This window comes from Gemmatimonadaceae bacterium, from assembly GCA_019752115.1.
Lineage (GTDB): Bacteria > Gemmatimonadota > Gemmatimonadetes > Gemmatimonadales > Gemmatimonadaceae > Gemmatimonas.
This window is the reverse complement of the sequence record JAIEMN010000012.1, coordinates 70,514-85,918: the sequence shown is the minus strand read 5'-3', so window position 1 is coordinate 85,918 and position 15,405 is coordinate 70,514. Positions and strand designations below refer to the sequence as shown.

Here is a 15,405-nt window from a genome sequence, read left to right as displayed (position 1 = left end):
CGGGTCACCTCCAGCCGCAAACACCCCAATCCTTCGGTTCCCGGCGAGTCGGAACGAGCCTGGAGTCAGCCCGTGCCTGGGCCGGCGGCCCCGCCGACGGGGCGAACCCCACCGAGGGCGCGGTGGACGTCGCCACGCGTGCCGCGCCCGCGTTGAGGCGCGCGGCAACCGCGGCCATCGGTTCCCGCGGCGGCGGCGCAATGGTGAGCTGCGACGCGTCGATCACCTTGAGGGCGTACGCCCACGATTCGAGCGCCCACCGTGCCATCTCCGGCTGCAGGAACCGCTCCGCACTCCAGTGCAGCTGAAAGGGCGCCACCGTCGCGTGCCAGCGCGGCGGTTCGAGCATCGTGCGCGGCAGCCGCTCCCGCCACCCGCGGCGAGCCGCCTCCAGCAGCAGTTCGGCATAGGGGCGCGCATCGCTGCCGGTGCGATCGAGCAGCCGATTGCGCAGCACGAAGTACGAGGGCTTGTACCACCCCTGCGGATCCTCGGCGATCAGCTCGCGCAACGCTTCGCGCACGCGCACCCGCGGATCGAAGGCCGACGTCAGCGCCGGCGCGGTCACAGGGCCCCCTCGGCGATACGCGTCGCCACCAGGTCGGCGCTCACCACACACGTCTGGCGCCGGCCCCAGCGAATGATCGCATCCGTGAGCGTTTCACTTTCCCCGGCGAACCCATTCGCCGTGAAGCGCCCGCGCAGCTGGAACTGCCACGTGATGTTGTCGGTGGTGCCGCGACTGGGCTCCGCCACGAACCAGCCGTCCTCGGCCAGCGATGCTTTCACCCGCCGCGTCGCAATCGTGAACTCCGCCGCGCCCGGCACATGGGTGATCACCTCTTCCGACACGCGACCAGCGCCGAGCGCGCGCGCTACGGCATCGCAATTCTCGGTGCCGTCCACTGAGCGCACACTCTGCACGACGCGATAGCGGCCGGCGACGCCGCGATCGCGCACGGACGTACCCGCACCGACCACGGGGCGGGCGCTGTCCGCACGCGCGGCCGGGAGCGGCACCAACGCGTAGCCGATCGCCGCCGGCACGCTCGCGGTGGAGTCGAGCCCATTGGTCGTCGCCGGCGCGCTCGGCAGCGGGGCGGCCGCTGCCGGCGCGGTCGGCGCGGTCGCCACTGGGGCCACCGGCACGGTGGTGCGATCCCGCCGCTGCAACGCGACGAACATCGCCGATGCCGAAATGACGACGAGGCCGGCGAATACCGCCGCGGCGCGCTTCTCGATCGGCTGCCACATCGGGCCGATGGGACCGCTCGCGCCGTGCTGCACGACCACGCGGCCGCGCGCGGCGAGCGTGGCCAGCGTGCTCGCTTTGGGGGTTGCGCCCACGCCGAACGACACCGGACCGCCGGCCCAACTCGGGACCTGCTTCAGCGCCGCCGGCACCGCGCTGGGCGGCACACCAAGCTTGGCCGCCGGTACGCGCGACGGCGTGGCGGCGCGCGGGGTCGGCGTGGCCGCGCGGGGCGCCGTCGCCGACGACGAGGGGCTCGCGGAGGCACTCGTCGGGCTCGGCGGGACGGCCACGACCGGCTCCACGCGCGGCGCCACGCCGAGCGCGAGTCCCCACACATCCACCGCCCAGCGGGTCACATCATGCTGCAGATACCGGGTCGCCACGAGTCGATGCACCTGAGCCGCGCGCACCGTCGTCCACTCGTCGTGGCGGAGCGTGCGCCCGACCTGCGGCGCGAGTGCGGGTCGCACCGAACGCCCCAACTCCAGCACCAGCTCGAGCAGAGGGCGGTGATCGCTCCCGCACGCGTCGAGCATCAGGTTGCGTTCCGCGGCCGACGGGCCCGCCTCATGATCCCGCACGCGCGGCCACACCGCGAGCACGGCGCCCTGCACGGCGGCGAAGGCATCGCCGCCCGTTGGCGGAATCAGAGGCAGGGCGTCGGTCGACATGGAATCGGCGCGTCAGGTCAGCGTGCCCAGGCGCAGCACGCGGGCCGGCAGTTCCTCGCCGATCCGCAGCGTGAGCCCGTTCACGACTTCCACCGACGCATTGCGCCGGATGGCGGGACCGTCCACGACGAACCACGGCGTATCGCTGGTGTTCACGAGCCACCACTTCCCCTGATGCTGCGCTACATAACCGCGGGGCGTGCGATCGGCGCGCTCATCGGGGAGGCACCCGATACGCAGGTGCCAGTCGTGCAGCGCGAGATGGTGCCACAGCACGAGCAGATCCTGCTCGTCGATCAGCCCCTGCGGCGTCTCCCGCATGACATGCGCCACGAGCACGGGCGCACCGAGCCGCTCGTCGTTGGCCGGAGACGCCAGCGGCAGCCCCGGCCCCACGATCGTCCACTTGCCGCTGGGGAGCGGATGCATGCGCTGCAACGTCTTGTACAGCGCGAGCTCCCACTCCGCGGCATCGGCGCGCTTGTTCGGATGGTGCAGGCCATCCACGAACGTGCGCGTGAAGCACTGCGCGAGTGCCGGCCCGAGCCGCGTATACGGCACGGTGATGGGCTTGAGCGGCGGATTCCGCTTGTCGGTGGGATGCTCGATGAAGAGCGCCTTGGCGCCCATCGACAGCTGCTCGTCTTCTTCGGCGCTGCGCGTGCTGTTGACCTTCTTGCCCTGCAGCGGGTGCCGCTGCAGCAGCAGCTCATACAGCAGTACCGCCAGCGCATGCTTGTCGGTGGCGATGCTCGGCTGCGCCTTGTTGGCGAGCACCTCGGGCGCGATGTACCCTGGCGTGCCGAGGACCGCCGGCGGCGCGACGCCGGGGACGACGAGCGAGTCGATATCGATGATGCAGGCGTCGCCGCCCTTGGGATCGACGAGCACGTTCTTGTTCGACAGGTCGGCGTGCGCGAGCCCGGCCATGTGCAGGCGGCGCACGGCGCGCGCGAGCTTCACGCCCACCTGCAAGCGCGTGAGCAGCGAGCCGACCTCGGCCTGCGGCACGAACTTCGACGCCTTGCCGCCGGTGAACCATCGCACCTCCTTCTCCTGCTTCTGCCCGAAGCGATCGGCAAAGAAGAAGTTCGGGCGATACGTCGGCGTCACCACCGCCAGCGGTGGCCACACGAGCTGCTGCCGGCGCGCGAACTCGAGCGGAATGGCCTGTTCCCCATTCGCCATGCCCACCGGCCAGCAGAAGTACGGCGCCCAGTACGCGCCGTTGTTGGCGAGCGTGGGATTGTAGTTCGTGAGGATGCGCGTGAGGCGATCGACACGCTCGCGGCGATCGCTCAGCGTGCCGTAGTAGAATCCCACGGCATACTGCCGATCACGCGTGAGGAACACGCGCTTCTCGGCGCCGGTGCCGATCGGTTCGTCATCGAGCTGCAGGACGCGCCCGTCGGTCAGGCGGCAGGAGACCGTCCCCATGTCAGGCGACCCGTTCGATCAGGCAGAGCGTGCGATCATCGTTCTCGCCGCGCTTTTCAAACGCGAGCCACTCCGCGAGCGCATGCACTGGATCCGGCGCCGCGGTCACACTGTCGGGCCACGACAGCGTGAGTCCGGCGGGCAGTACGGCCGCTGAATGGCTCCCGTGCTGCAGCACGTCGAAGAGCGATCCGGCATGACGCGTGAACGGATACCACGGATCTTCCACGCCGTCGGTGGCGAGCAATGCAGCGCTGATCTCGCGCGCATCGTACACCGCGACCGACTGCTGCAGCACGGCGAGCGCGCCCTCATCCGGAAGGAAGTGGGCGACCTCGCCCGAGAAGTCCCCGGTGGCGGCCGCATGCGGATGCACCAGCGTCCCGTCGTGACGCCGGAGCGCCATGGCCCCGTCGCCCACCTGCAGCACGCCGAGCTGGTGGGCGTGGACGGCGATGACCAGCAGCGTGCAGCGGAGCGCCTTGTGCGGCAGCCCCGCCTGCTCCGCAAAGCGACGCATGGCCTCGTTCACCTGCGCGGCGGCGGTGACGAGCGCGCCGGAGAGCGCCTCCGCCGGCGCCGAGCCGTGATGCAGCGCCTCGCGCAGCGCATGCGTGACGACATCCGTGGCGATGGCGCTCCCCAGGCGGCTCCACGGCGCCGAGCCGGCCCCGTCGGCGACCGCGGCGACAAACCCGCCGCTGAAGCGGAGCAGGGTGCCGGCATCTTCGCGATGTTCGCCCCGATGGGCATGCACGCGACCGCGGCGCGACGCGAGCACGAGCGACCACCCCTCGGTCCGCAGGGCGCTGCCGACCGCTTCGGCGAGGGGGGCGGTGCCATGTCGCTCGGCGGTGGCGTCGTGGCGTGCCCGGAGCCCGGGGGCGGCGGCCTCGAGCCACGCCGTCCACTCCTTGGGGCACCACGGTGCCTCGGGCGTGTTCAGCGCCCAGACGGCACGCGGCGGTGCCTCCGGAGCGGCAGAAGCCGCCGCGACCAACGCGGCGGCTTCGGGCACCGAGGCATCAGGCGACGGCGCGTCAGGCGTCGTCATACGGCAACACCAGGCCGGCCGTGATTACGGAACAATGGTGATCCCCGGCGGCGGCGGGGGCAGGGTGATGCTGCCGCCGTCCGCGACCGCGCCCACCTTGGCACTCGTCTGCTTCACGCTGGCCGAGACGAAGCGGAAGAACGCCTTGAAGGCGTCGGGGGACATGTCCTGCATCTGGATCACGATCTCGGTCACCTGCTTGAGCACCTCCGTATCGGCCTGGTCGCCGCAGGCCACCGCGATGATGTTCGCGGGGCGACGTTCACGGAGCTGCTGTGCATACACCGGCCAATCCACGTCGGTCGGCGCGCCGTCCGAGAGGATGAAGACGAGCGGGCGCCAGTCGCCCTTCACCTCGGCCGTCGTGCGGGTGATCTCGCGATCGAAGCACTCGAGGAGCAGGCGCAGGCCGTCGCCGAAGTTGGTCTGGCCGCTGGCGACGAGATCGGGGGGATTGAACATCGCCACTTCCGTGAGCGGCACGACCTGCTGCGCCGCACTCGAGAAGGTCAGGACGGACAGGTAGGCGCTTTCGATCGCCTGCGGATCGCCCAGCAGGTCGCGATGGAGCTGACGGATGCCGGACTTGACCGACTCGATGGGGGTGCCCTGCATCGAGCCGGACACGTCAGCGAGGATGTAGACAGGAAGGCGACGCGTGGACACGGCGGGTCTCGGTCGAAGGAGTGATTCGGGGGAGGCGACGTGCCGTTCGCGGGGGGAACCGCCGCGGCAGGGCACACGCAACGCACCCTCAATGCGCGGCGACCGGCCGAGGTTTCGCGATTGGTGCGCCGGGACGCAAAACCCCGCAGCGCCGAAGCGCCGCGGGGTGGGCCGCGCGGCGGGCCGGTGGCCCTATGCGCGGTTGCGAGCGGGGCGGCGTGAGGGCGCCGCCCCGGGAGGGGTCAGTGCTGCTGGGTGCCGCCCACGGCCGGGGCCGGCGAGGGACGTGCCGCGCTGCTCTTCTTCACCTCGGTGGCCGCCGGGGCCGGCGCCGGAGCGACGACCTTCGTGCTGTCCGCCTTGGTGCTGTCGGTCGCCACCACCGGGTTGAGCCCGGGGAAGGGGACGCCGTTCCAGTCCGGACGGCCCCAGAACGCGGGGTAGTCCTTGGCCATCTGCGCGCCGTAGAGCGGCTTGTAGCGGCCGTTGTGGCAGGTGATGCACTGGGCCTTCGGGGCATCGCCCATGGCGCCGAGGCGGACGGCCGGGAAGACCGACTGCAGCGGGGCCAGGTAGTTCGAGTTCACGTCGCGGAGCATCAGGATGCCGTGGTACGCGGTGACGCGGGCCGGCGGCGCCTGGGTCCAGCTGGAGAACTGCCGCGTGTTGTGGCAGTACGTGCAGTTCACGCCCAGCGACTTGGACTGCGAGATCATGAGCGCATGCGTCCACTCCGCCTGCTTGACCGAGCTGCGGTTCGCCGCGGTCGGCGTCACCTGCTGCGTGATGACGCGGGCGCCGTCACGATCCAGGTAATGGCGCAGGTAGTCGGTCTGGCTGGTGTAGAACCAGAGCCCGTTGGGGAGCGGCTTGCCCTGATGGCAGGTGTAGCAGGTCACGCCGGTGTTCTTCACGTGCGCCGAGTACTGCCCGTTGATCTGCCGCGTCATCTGCAGCATGCGGCGGGCGACCAGCTTCGTGTAGAGCGGCTTGCCGTTCGGGAGCGTGTCCGCGGCGAGGTTCGCGATGTTGTGGCAGTAGGCACAGTTGCCCGTGCCGGCGACCATCGTGGACATCGCGATCATCGTGCGGTTGAACTCGGCGACGGAGATGTCGTTGAGCACCTGCACGTTCTGCCACGGGAGCGGCCCCGGCGGCGACGCACCCGCCGGCGGCGGGGGCGTCGGGATCTTCACCTGCGCGAGCGCGTTCTTGACGTCGCGATGGGTGTAGTTCTGCTCCATCGCGGTACCGCGATAGCCGACCTGAACGACGTCGGTGTTGTGGTCGCCGATGCACGCGCTGAGCGAGAGCAGGGCGATCGGCGCACCGATCGCGAGCTGACGGAGCGATTTCATGGCTTCTTGACTCCCGGGGCCGGCGCCGCAGCGGGAGCAGCGGCCGCGGCCGGCGCGGCCTTGGTGCTGTCCGCCTTCTTCGTGGTGTCCGCCTTCGTCGAATCTGCCTTGAGCGAGTCGAGCGGGATCGCCGCCTTGGCGGTGTCCGGCATCGAGACCTGCGCGGGGAGGTAGCTCGGGAAGCTGTCCGGCGCCGTGCCCTGGTAGCGACCGCGCAGCAGCTCCTGCTGTTCGGGCGTCAGGGTGTTCTGCGCCGGGTACGGCGCCACGAGGCCATGCTTCACGCCCCAGAGGTACCAGTTGTCGACCACCGTGCCGGTCAGGAGGATGCCGATGCCACCCGTGAAGGTGGTGAGCACGGCAAACCACCAGGCCCAGCGGTGCACCGATTCCATCGTGGCGTTGAAGCCCATGCACCAGCGCCAGAAGAGCATCACGCGTTCGGCGGCGGTGCCGCGGTCGGTGATCTGCTCGATTTCGCGTTCACCGCCGAGGCGGGCCACCGCGAGAATCGTGGCGCCGTGCATCGCGAACAACACCGCCGAGCCGTAGAGGAACGCGATGGAGAGCGCGTGGAACGGGTTGTAGTACAGGTTGCCGTAGCGGATCGAGAACGCCGACGTCCAGTCGAGGTGCGGGAAGATGCCGAAGGGCACCATCTCGCTCCAGCTGCCCACGAGCAGCGGCTGGAAGAAGAACGTCGAGTACAGGAAGATCGCGCTGGCAAAGGCCCACGGCAGGTGCGTGCCCATCTTGAGGGCACGGGCGCGGCGATACGTGCGCACCCACCAGAGGATGATGCTGAGCGTCAGGAAGAAGCCGGCCATCAGGTACCAGCCACCCTGCGCGAGCGGCGGGATGTGGAGGCCGTACTGCGGTGGCGGCGGCTCGAGGGCCAGCCACGGGAGCTGGCGGATGAACTCCACCGGATCCCAGCCCACCGAGGCCCACATGTTCAGGCCGATGATCTCGAAGGCGATGAAGCCGAAGATCAGCGACAGCACGCCGGTCCAGCCGAGGTAGATGGGGCCGATCTGCGCGTCGCCGAACTTGCCCATCAGGTACGAGAACGTGCCCTTGCCGAAGCGTTCCTCACCATTCGCGATCGGAAGCCCCGGATCGGGAATCGTGCGGATCTGGACACGCGTGAACAGACTCTGGTATTCAAGCATGGTGGCTGGTCCTCACTTCCAGATGGGGAGGTTGAGCCACCAGTTCCACCACTCGGGCCAGCCCTTGGTCCAGAAGGGGCCGGAGATCACGATGCAGATGGCACTCCAGACGGCCGCGCCGACCGCGAGGAACAGGCCGAGCCGGTGAATGCCCATCGCGCCGATCGAGTAGCCGAGCAGGTCGCGGAAGAAGACGTTCTCCTGTTCACTCGTGCCGACTTCGGTGCCCTTGGGCGGGTTCGTGACCGAGAGGATCAGCGACCCGTGCAGCGCAAGAGCGAAGCAGTTCGTGAAGAAGAACGTCACGGCGATCATGTGCGCCGGATTGTAGTGGAAGTGGAGGTACTGGTACCCCACGTTCGACACCCAGTCCAGGTGCGAGAAGATGCCGTACGGAAAGCCATGGCCCCAGGCGCCGAGGAGCAGCGGGCGAATGACCACGAGCGTCGTGTAGGCGAGGACGGCACCGCCGTATGCCCACGGAATGTGCATACCCATGCCGAGCTTGCGGCTGATCTCCGCCTGGCGGAGGGCCCAGCTGCCGAAGGCGCCGAGGGCACACAACGTGATGATCTGCCACAACCCGCCTTCGCGGAGTGGCGCGAGGCCCAGCCCGTATTTGAGATCGGGCGGCGCAATCGAGATTTGCCACAGGTTCCACGTCGGTCCCATCGCGGCACCCCACACGCACAACAGCGTGCCGAGCGTGGCGAAGAAAATCGTCGTGACCCCAAAAAAGCCCACGTAGAACGGACCGAACCAGAAATCAAACAGATCTCCGCCGATCAGCGTGCCACCGCGGACACGGTACTTCTGTTCGAAGCTCAGCATCGCCATGGGCGATATCTCCGGACGCGCAGAGAAAGAACTGCGGGGGGGCGAGTGGTGTGGAGGAACTGCTCACGCATCGGCGTCGGCCGGGGCTGACGGGGGCCCGTGGAGGCGACCCCCGCCAGCCCGGCGACGACGCGCGGCGTGTTACCGGCCGGGCGGGAGCGGCGACATTTCGGCCGCCGCCGCCGGAGCCGACGCCCCGACGGGCGCCTGCGCAGCCGACAGCGTGCCGTTCTCGATCCACGAGTAGCGCTGTGAGCTGAGCAGGATGAAGTGGATGACCAGCGCGAGCACGGCCAGGAAGCCCACCAGGGCCACCATCACGCGACGCGGGTCGTACATCAACCAGATGCGGTGCATAGTTACGAAGCCTCGTAAGAAGGAGTGTGTGCCCTTCCACCGTGACGGCCGATGCCGTCACGCGACGTGGTTCAGGCTGACGGGAAGGTCAGCGAACCGCCGCCGGAGCTGCCGCCGGCGCGTTGTACTGCGCCTTCTTGTACTTCGGCCATCCGGTGATGCTGTACGCCCAAACGTGGATGACGAGCGCGGCGCCCACCAGGAAGGTGCCCAGCGCGCTCATGATGATGTTCGGGTCGTTTCCGATCCAAATGCGATGCATGTGGTTCTCCAGCTGAAGTAAGAGGTCAGTTGGTTAGAACCACGGACGCCACGACCACGCGAGGAAATGCGCCACCGCGGCCACGACGATATAGCCCATCGTGCCCGTCACCATGTAGCCATGGAACCGGCGCGCCTCCTCCTCGGTCATTCCGCCCTTTTCCGACATCTCTGCCTCCGGGGAATACAGGTGCTACCGCGCTCGACCCCGCGCGGCTGGGGTGCCGTCCAAGTGACGGACGGCGTCGTTCTGTGATTGCGGGTGTAAACTGGACCTTACGGTTCAATGCGTCAAGAATTATTTACGCAACGCAGCGAACTTGTCCCTTCGTTCCTAACTCGTGGTCCGAAACGGCCCTCGATGGACACGATTCGACCCATATCGCCGTGATTTCCTCGGTTTCGTCCCAAATCCCCTTGGACTGGCCGGACCAAGTCCACTCGGAATTCCTCGAACTCGACGGAATCCGATGGCATTTCCAGCGACAGGGACAGGGACCAACCCTCCTCCTCGTCCATGGAACCGGTGGCAGTACCCACTCCTGGGCCGCGATCACCGCGCCCGTGGCCCGCCACTTCCACTGTCTCGCCGTCGATCTGCCCGGCCACGGCTTCACGCACGTGACCGCCGACCGCGAGCGGATGCGACCGCCCTTCACGCTCCCCAGCATGGCCCAGGCGCTCGGCGCGCTGCTCCGCCACCTCGGGGTCACCCCCGCCGTCGCCGTGGGGCATAGCGCCGGCGCCGCAGTCCTGCTGCGGATGGCGCTGGACGGCGCGATCGCGCCCGAACGCCTGCTGGGCGTCTGTCCCGCCCTGGTGGCGCCCCCGGCGTGGTATGTCACGCTGATCGCGCCCCTGCTCGGCGCCTTCGTGGAGCAGCCCTTTGTGGCGGCCAGCGCGGCCCAGCTCGCCGTCGCCACGCGGCTCGTCCAGCGCGTGCTGGCCTCGACCGGCTCCCCGCTCACCGCGGCGCAACTCGACCGCTATCGGCAGCTCTGCGCCAAGCCGGAGCATGTGCACGCCGCGCTCGCCATGATGGCGCGCTGGGATCTGCCCGCCCTGCAGCGCGACTGGCACGCGCTGCGCACGCCGCTGCACCTCATCGCGGCGCAGGGCGACCAATGGATCCCGCGCCCCGCGCTCGAACGCGCGGTGCAGGGTATTCCGGGGCTGACGTGGCAGGTGGAGGAGGGAGGGCACCTGTTGCCGGAAGAACGACCCGACGTGGTGGTCCGCGCCATCGGCGGCGCGGACCAGACCTGAAGGGAGGGGAGGAGCGCTACAGCCTGTCGGTCAGGACACGCCCACGAGGCCGCGCCGCGAGGCCAGCACGTGATCGCGTGTCACCACCGTATCACCGAGGTCCCGCGCATCCTTCTCCGCCGCATCGCGCAGCCGCTTGGCCGCGGAGATGCGAATCAGGATGGGGAACGACTCGCACAGCTCGTCGAACACCTGCTTGGCCTCGTCGTCCCACGGCAGCTCCTGATGGAGCCGGGCGGGCGTGGCGTCGATTTTGTCGAGATCCGTGCCCAATGGCAAGATGTGGAAGAGCGCGTCGAAGAGCTGATTGCACACCTCCTGGACGAGATAGGTGGCCCCGGAGTAGCCCATGAAGGGCGTCCCCGTGTGCCGCCGCACGATGGCCCCGGGGAAGGACGCCGGGATATACATCGCCCGCGCGCCCATCTCCGCCAGGTACATGCGCTCGTTGTAGCTGCCGAACATGATCAGCGGCGGCTTGCTGCGGATCGAGTCCCGCACCGCCTGATTGTCGGGCTTCACGCCGGGGCGCCGCGCGAAGGAGAACGAGCAGGGCATCCCCAGCTCCGTCTCCAGGAAGTGGCGCACGCCGCGCGCATACGTCTCGTTCGCCACGATGGCGAAGCTCGCCGTGCCGAAGAAGTCCTGCGTCACCGACCGCCACAGATCCCACAGCGGCTTGATCGTCGTGTGCTTCTCGCGCTCGATGAACGGCTCCGGATCGAGCCCGAGCAACTCGCCCAGCGTGCGCAGGAACTTGGTCGTGCTGTGGAGCCCGATCGGCGCCTGCAGGAACGGCACCTCGAGGTCTTCGCACAGCATGCGGCCGAACTCGCGATACATGCAGATGTTCACATCGGCGTCCACGAGCCGCGGAATGTCCTGCATGTGGCTGCCGAGCGGGAACACCATGTTGATCTCGGCGCCGATCCCTTCCACCAGGCGGCGAATCTCGGCGAGATCGCTCCAGGTGTTGAAGTAGCCGTAGATCGGACCGATGATGTTCACGCGCGGCTTGTCGCCGGGCTTGCGCTCCGTCTTCTTGGGGCGCACGCCCTTCTTGAGGCCGTACTCCGTCCAGAGCCAGTACATGGCGCGGTTCGCCGCCTGCCACTGGTCTTCGTCGATCGTGCGCGGCAGGAAGCGCTGAATGTTCGTGCCTTCGGGCGTGACACCGCCGCCGATCATTTCGGCGATCGAGCCCGTCACCACGACCGCCGGCAGTTCCGGATCGAGCGTCGCGTGCGCGCGCTTCATCGCGCCTTCGGTGCCGTGCTGGCCCAGTTCTTCTTCGCCCAGCCCGGTCACCACGATCGGCAACTCGTGCGGCGGCAGGGCATCGGTGTAATGCAGCACCGAGGTCACCGGCAGGTTTTCACACCCAACCGGGCCGTCGATGACGACCTGCATGCCCTTGATGGCGGTGAAGACGTAGACCGCGCCCCAGTACCCGCCGGCGCGATCGAGATCGAGAATCAACGACATCAGACCATCTCCTCGGCCTTCCGCGCGCGCGCCAGCTTGGCGATGTGCCGCTTGTAGTGCTCGCGGAACTCGGGCTTGTCCTGCGGCACGTTCTCCCACACGCCGGCCTTGTAGCCGCTGCCGACGTCGCCGAAGAACGCCTTCATCTCATCGAAGCGGAGCTTGTTGCCGATGGCGGCATTCACGACCTGCGCGAGCGATCCCGCGCCGGCCGGGCCCATGAGCGGACGCGCCGAGATGAGGTTCGTGAAGTAGAGCGACGGCGTGGTGAGTTCCTTGGCCTTCTGCACGACGGGCGTGGTGCCGATGGCGAGATCGGGCTTGAACTCCATCATCGCCGCGATGTCCTGCTCGAGCGAGGCCCGATACTGGATGTGCACACCCTTGGCCTCGAGCCACTCACGATCGGGATCGCTGTACGGTGTACGCGGGCACGCCGTACCCACATAGCGCACATCGGCGCCGCTCTCCACGAGCAGGCGGGCGACCAACAGCTCCGAGCCTTCGTAGCCCGAGAGCGTGATGCGCCCCTTGATCGGCATCGCCGACAGCGCGCCCTTGATGGCCGGGAGCATGCGATTCTTCGCGGCGTCGATCTTGTCCTGCGCCACCCCGGCGGCCGCGCCGACGGACTGCAGCCACGCTTCGGTGCCGTCGTAGCCAACCGGCGCCGAGCCCACGATGGGGCGGCCGGCGGCTTCGAACTCACGATAGCAGGCGACGTAGAACGGATGGATGGCGGCGGCCACCGTGCAGTCGAGCGCCGCATACAGCTCGCGCCATTCGCGCGTGGGCACCACCGGGCCGGCGGCCAGCCCCATCGGCTCGAGCATCATGCCGATGCCGACCGGATCGGCGGGGAACATCTCGCCGATGAGCGTCACCGTGGGCTTCTCGCTGCGGCCGGCACGCGGGGCCTGCACGGGGCCCTGTTCGGCCTCCAGGCGCGCGTACTTGAGCATCGCGCCCGCCAGCACGTCCTTCGCTTCGGCGTGCGTCGGCACACCAAAGCCCGGCACATCGATGCCGATGATGCGGACGCCGTTGATCTCCTTGGGGAGAATCTGCAGCGGCACCCCACTCGCCGTGGGCACGCAGAGGTTCGTGATCACGATCGCGTCGTACTGCGCCGGATCGGCCATCTTGAACACCGCATCGCGGATGTCTTCGAAGAGCTGGCCGGTGACGAGCGTTTCGGAGTTGAACGGCACGTACCCCACGGTGCGGCGCGCGCCGTAGAAATGGCTCGTGAAGGTGAGCCCGTACACGCAGCAGGCCGATCCGCTCAGGATCGTGGCCGTGCGGCGCATGCGGAGCCCGACGCGGAGCGAGCCGAACGCCGGGCACATGCTCTGCGGCTGATCGTGCGGGCCTTTCGGATAATCGGCGGCGTACTGATCGAGCACCGCGCTCTTTCCGGCCGCGCGGGCGGCGGCCATCATCTCGTCCTTGCCGGCATGACAGCCGAGGCCGTCCTGCTGGGTCGCCGCCATGTTCACGCCGTCCACTACCGGCAGCGCCTTGCCGCTCGGCGCCCCCGGCGCGCATCCCATGCCGCCCGGCTGATCGCCGTCGTTCAGCATGGGCGTGTTGCCGGCGTTGTCGTACACGACTTCCTGTTCAGCCATCGGGCAATCCTCAGACGGTGTCGTAAACGACTTCGAGCGACGGCTTCACGATGTCGTGCTTGCCCACCATGTCGAACAGCGTCGCCGGTTCCATCACGAAGTCGCGGCCAGTCGATTCGGCCGAGAAGAGGCCGAGCAGCTGATCCTGCGTCTGCGGCTTGGGGCGCACCGGCGGGGCATCGGCGACATTCTGCGCCAGCTCGGCGAAGAGCGCGCCCCACTCGCCATCGGGCTTGCCGATGATTTCGTAGCTCGCCGACTTGCGGCGGATGTCTTCGTGGGCGGGAATCGCCGCCAGCACCGGAATGCCGGCGTTCGCCGCGAAGCGCTGCGCTTCGCCGGTGCCGTCATCCTTGTTGATCACCATGCCGGCCACACCCACGTTGCCACCGAGCTTGCGGAAGTACTCCACCGCGCTGCAGACGTTGTTGGCCACGTAGAGGCTCTGCAGGTCGTTCGAGCCGACCACGATGACCTTCTGGCACATGTCGCGCGCGATCGGCAGACCGAAGCCGCCGCACACCACGTCGCCGAGGAAGTCGAGCAGCACGTAGTCGAAGCCCCAGTCGTGGAACCCGAGCTTCTCGAGCGTTTCGAAGCCGTGAATGATGCCGCGCCCGCCGCAGCCACGACCGACTTCGGGGCCGCCGAGTTCCATGGCGTAGACGCCATCGCGCTTGAAGCACACATCGCTGATCGTCACCGCTTCACCGGCGAGCTTCTTCTTGCTGCTCGTCTCGATGATGGTGGGGCAGGCCTTGCCGCCAAAGAGAAGCGACGTGGTATCGGACTTGGGATCGCAGCCGATGAGCAGCACCTTCTTCCCCTGCTGCGCCATCATGTACGAGAGGTTGGCGAGCGTGAAGCTCTTGCCGATGCCGCCCTTGCCGTAGATCGCGATGATCTGCGTTTCCTTGGTGACCGGGCCGGTATGGACGGCGTCCGTGTCGGCCGCGGCTTCCTCACGAATGTTCTTGTGCAGCTGATGCAGGCCGTTGTCGCTCATGCCACAGATCTCCAGTCGAGGATCATCTTGACGCAGGTGGGATCGCCGAACGCCGTCGCGTAGGCATCGGCGGCACGCGCCGCAGGTTCGCGGTGCGTGATGAGGCCATCGAGGTCGAGCCGCCCGTCGTTTGCGAACGTGGTGATGGCGTCCAGATCGCGGGGGTGCCACTGGGCGGCAATACGGATCCGCGCCTCGCGCAGGAAGGCGGGCGGGAAGGTGAAGGCCACGGGCTCGCTGTAGAAGCCGCCGAGGACGATCTCGCCGCCCGGCATCAGCTTGTTCACCAGCGAATCCATGATGCCGTCGGCGCCGCTCACGTCGCAGATCGTCTTGTAGCCGCGGGCGGTGTCGTCGTTGGGATGGATCACGGTGTAGCCACGCGCGCCGTCCATGCGGATGGGATTCACTTCCCACACCGTGGGCGCCGGCGCGCCATAGAGCACCACGAGCCGGGCGATGAGCCGCCCGAGCGCGCCGTGCCCCACGATGAGCTGCGGCAGCTTGTCCAGGTTGTTCGCCGGATCGGGCTCGAGGCAGTGATGCGCGGTGGCGGCCAGCGCAAAGAGGGCGCCCTTCTCCCCGACGTGGTCGGCCAGGAGGACGGTCTTGTTGCCGGGGACGACGACGCGCGACGCCTGCCCGCCGAAGAGCCCGCGGGCTTCATTGAAGCCCTTGGAGCCGGCGACATAGACGAGCTGACCCGCCTGACGCCCGGATTCGGCGCCGGCGTCGATGATTTCGCCCACGCCTTCGTAGCCCGGCACCAGCGGATACGCGAGGCCGGGGAAGGGGGGCATGCGACCGGTGAAGAGCAGCTTCTCCGTACCCGTGGAGATGCCGGACCAGCGCATGGCGACGACGACGTCCTGCGGGGTGGGCTCGACGAGCGAGAGTTCGCGGACGGAGAGCCGCTGGGGCTCTTCGAAAACGACAGCCTGAGTGTTCACGG

General features: G+C 68.4%; 16 protein-coding genes. 1 reads left to right on the top strand and 15 read right to left on the bottom strand.

What is annotated here, in order from left to right; genetic code table 11:
* Positions 1-4: 4 nt before the first annotated feature.
* From K2R93_06405 to K2R93_06355, 11 genes are all read right to left on the bottom strand, one after another.
* Positions 5-568, bottom strand: coding sequence for a hypothetical protein (locus K2R93_06405; GenBank protein MBY0489455.1), 564 nt, complete (start codon positions 566-568; stop codon positions 5-7).
* Positions 565-1,926, bottom strand: a complete 1,362-nt coding sequence (locus K2R93_06400) for a hypothetical protein (GenBank protein ID MBY0489454.1) — start codon at positions 1,924-1,926, stop codon at positions 565-567. The genes K2R93_06405 and K2R93_06400 overlap by 4 nt, the downstream gene beginning before the upstream one ends.
* A gap of 12 nt (positions 1,927-1,938) precedes the next feature.
* Positions 1,939-3,363 (bottom strand): hypothetical protein, encoded by a 1,425-nt coding sequence (locus K2R93_06395; GenBank protein MBY0489453.1) that lies wholly within the window; start codon positions 3,361-3,363, stop codon positions 1,939-1,941.
* 1 nt (position 3,364) lies between these two features.
* Positions 3,365-4,417, bottom strand: coding sequence for a protein phosphatase 2C domain-containing protein (locus K2R93_06390; GenBank protein ID MBY0489452.1), 1,053 nt, complete (start codon positions 4,415-4,417; stop codon positions 3,365-3,367).
* 24 nt (positions 4,418-4,441) lie between these two features.
* On the bottom strand, positions 4,442-5,083 hold the full coding sequence (locus tag K2R93_06385) for a VWA domain-containing protein (GenBank protein MBY0489451.1): 642 nt from the start codon (positions 5,081-5,083) through the stop codon (positions 4,442-4,444).
* Between the two features lie 242 nt (positions 5,084-5,325).
* The gene (locus tag K2R93_06380; protein MBY0489450.1) at positions 5,326-6,441 is read right to left on the bottom strand and encodes a photosynthetic reaction center cytochrome c subunit; all 1,116 of its coding nucleotides are present in this window, start codon (positions 6,439-6,441) and stop codon (positions 5,326-5,328) included.
* A complete protein-coding gene (gene pufM, locus K2R93_06375) occupies positions 6,438-7,613 on the bottom strand; it encodes a photosynthetic reaction center subunit M (protein ID MBY0489449.1) in 1,176 nt (391 codons plus the stop codon). Before pufM ends, K2R93_06380 begins: the two co-directional genes overlap by 4 nt.
* A gap of 12 nt (positions 7,614-7,625) precedes the next feature.
* Positions 7,626-8,450, bottom strand: coding sequence for a photosynthetic reaction center subunit L (pufL, locus tag K2R93_06370; protein MBY0489448.1), 825 nt, complete (start codon positions 8,448-8,450; stop codon positions 7,626-7,628).
* Between the two features lie 141 nt (positions 8,451-8,591).
* The gene (locus tag K2R93_06365) at positions 8,592-8,807 is read right to left on the bottom strand and encodes a light-harvesting protein (protein ID MBY0489447.1); all 216 of its coding nucleotides are present in this window, start codon (positions 8,805-8,807) and stop codon (positions 8,592-8,594) included.
* Positions 8,808-8,895: 88 nt separating this feature from the next.
* Positions 8,896-9,069, bottom strand: a complete 174-nt coding sequence (locus tag K2R93_06360) for a light-harvesting protein (protein ID MBY0489446.1) — start codon at positions 9,067-9,069, stop codon at positions 8,896-8,898.
* 33 nt (positions 9,070-9,102) lie between these two features.
* Positions 9,103-9,237, bottom strand: a complete 135-nt coding sequence (locus tag K2R93_06355) for a light-harvesting protein (GenBank protein ID MBY0489445.1) — start codon at positions 9,235-9,237, stop codon at positions 9,103-9,105.
* A 248-nt stretch (positions 9,238-9,485) separates the two neighbouring features.
* Between K2R93_06355 and K2R93_06350 the strand changes: the two genes are divergently transcribed.
* A complete protein-coding gene (locus K2R93_06350) occupies positions 9,486-10,334 on the top strand; it encodes an alpha/beta fold hydrolase (protein ID MBY0489444.1) in 849 nt (282 codons plus the stop codon).
* Between the two features lie 30 nt (positions 10,335-10,364).
* Here the strand turns inward: K2R93_06350 and bchZ are convergent, their stop codons facing one another.
* From bchZ to bchC, 4 genes are read right to left on the bottom strand one after another with little or no spacing between them, the layout of a single operon-like run.
* Positions 10,365-11,819 carry a chlorophyllide a reductase subunit Z gene (gene bchZ / locus K2R93_06345; GenBank protein MBY0489443.1) on the bottom strand — a complete coding sequence of 485 codons (1,455 nt, stop codon included), beginning with the start codon at positions 11,817-11,819 and terminating at the stop codon, positions 10,365-10,367.
* Positions 11,819-13,447 (bottom strand): chlorophyllide a reductase subunit Y, encoded by a 1,629-nt coding sequence (bchY, locus tag K2R93_06340; protein ID MBY0489442.1) that lies wholly within the window; start codon positions 13,445-13,447, stop codon positions 11,819-11,821. The genes bchZ and bchY overlap by 1 nt, the downstream gene beginning before the upstream one ends.
* Before the next feature lie 10 nt (positions 13,448-13,457).
* Positions 13,458-14,453 (bottom strand): chlorophyllide a reductase iron protein subunit X, encoded by a 996-nt coding sequence (locus K2R93_06335; GenBank protein ID MBY0489441.1) that lies wholly within the window; start codon positions 14,451-14,453, stop codon positions 13,458-13,460.
* Positions 14,450-15,403 carry a chlorophyll synthesis pathway protein BchC gene (gene bchC, locus K2R93_06330; GenBank protein ID MBY0489440.1) on the bottom strand — a complete coding sequence of 318 codons (954 nt, stop codon included), beginning with the start codon at positions 15,401-15,403 and terminating at the stop codon, positions 14,450-14,452. The genes K2R93_06335 and bchC overlap by 4 nt, the downstream gene beginning before the upstream one ends.
* Positions 15,404-15,405: the final 2 nt, after the last annotated feature.

What these genes read in the sequence shown, in the direction of transcription:
- K2R93_06400 (MBY0489454.1), bottom strand. Translation starts at nt 1,926, where the DNA reads ATGTCGACCGACGCCCTGCCTCTGATTCCGCCAACGGGCGGCGATGCC.
- K2R93_06395 (MBY0489453.1), bottom strand. Translation starts at nt 3,363, where the DNA reads ATGGGGACGGTCTCCTGCCGCCTGACCGACGGGCGCGTCCTGCAGCTC.
- K2R93_06390 (MBY0489452.1), bottom strand. Translation starts at nt 4,417, where the DNA reads ATGACGACGCCTGACGCGCCGTCGCCTGATGCCTCGGTGCCCGAAGCC.
- K2R93_06380 (MBY0489450.1), bottom strand. Translation starts at nt 6,441, where the DNA reads ATGAAATCGCTCCGTCAGCTCGCGATCGGTGCGCCGATCGCCCTGCTC.
- pufM (MBY0489449.1), bottom strand. Translation starts at nt 7,613, where the DNA reads ATGCTTGAATACCAGAGTCTGTTCACGCGTGTCCAGATCCGCACGATT.
- pufL (MBY0489448.1), bottom strand. Translation starts at nt 8,450, where the DNA reads ATGGCGATGCTGAGCTTCGAACAGAAGTACCGTGTCCGCGGTGGCACG.
- K2R93_06365 (MBY0489447.1), bottom strand. Translation starts at nt 8,807, where the DNA reads ATGCACCGCATCTGGTTGATGTACGACCCGCGTCGCGTGATGGTGGCC.
- K2R93_06360 (MBY0489446.1), bottom strand. Translation starts at nt 9,069, where the DNA reads ATGCATCGCATTTGGATCGGAAACGACCCGAACATCATCATGAGCGCG.
- K2R93_06355 (MBY0489445.1), bottom strand. Translation starts at nt 9,237, where the DNA reads ATGTCGGAAAAGGGCGGAATGACCGAGGAGGAGGCGCGCCGGTTCCAT.
- bchZ (MBY0489443.1), bottom strand. Translation starts at nt 11,819, where the DNA reads ATGTCGTTGATTCTCGATCTCGATCGCGCCGGCGGGTACTGGGGCGCG.
- bchY (MBY0489442.1), bottom strand. Translation starts at nt 13,447, where the DNA reads ATGGCTGAACAGGAAGTCGTGTACGACAACGCCGGCAACACGCCCATG.
- K2R93_06335 (MBY0489441.1), bottom strand. Translation starts at nt 14,453, where the DNA reads ATGAGCGACAACGGCCTGCATCAGCTGCACAAGAACATTCGTGAGGAA.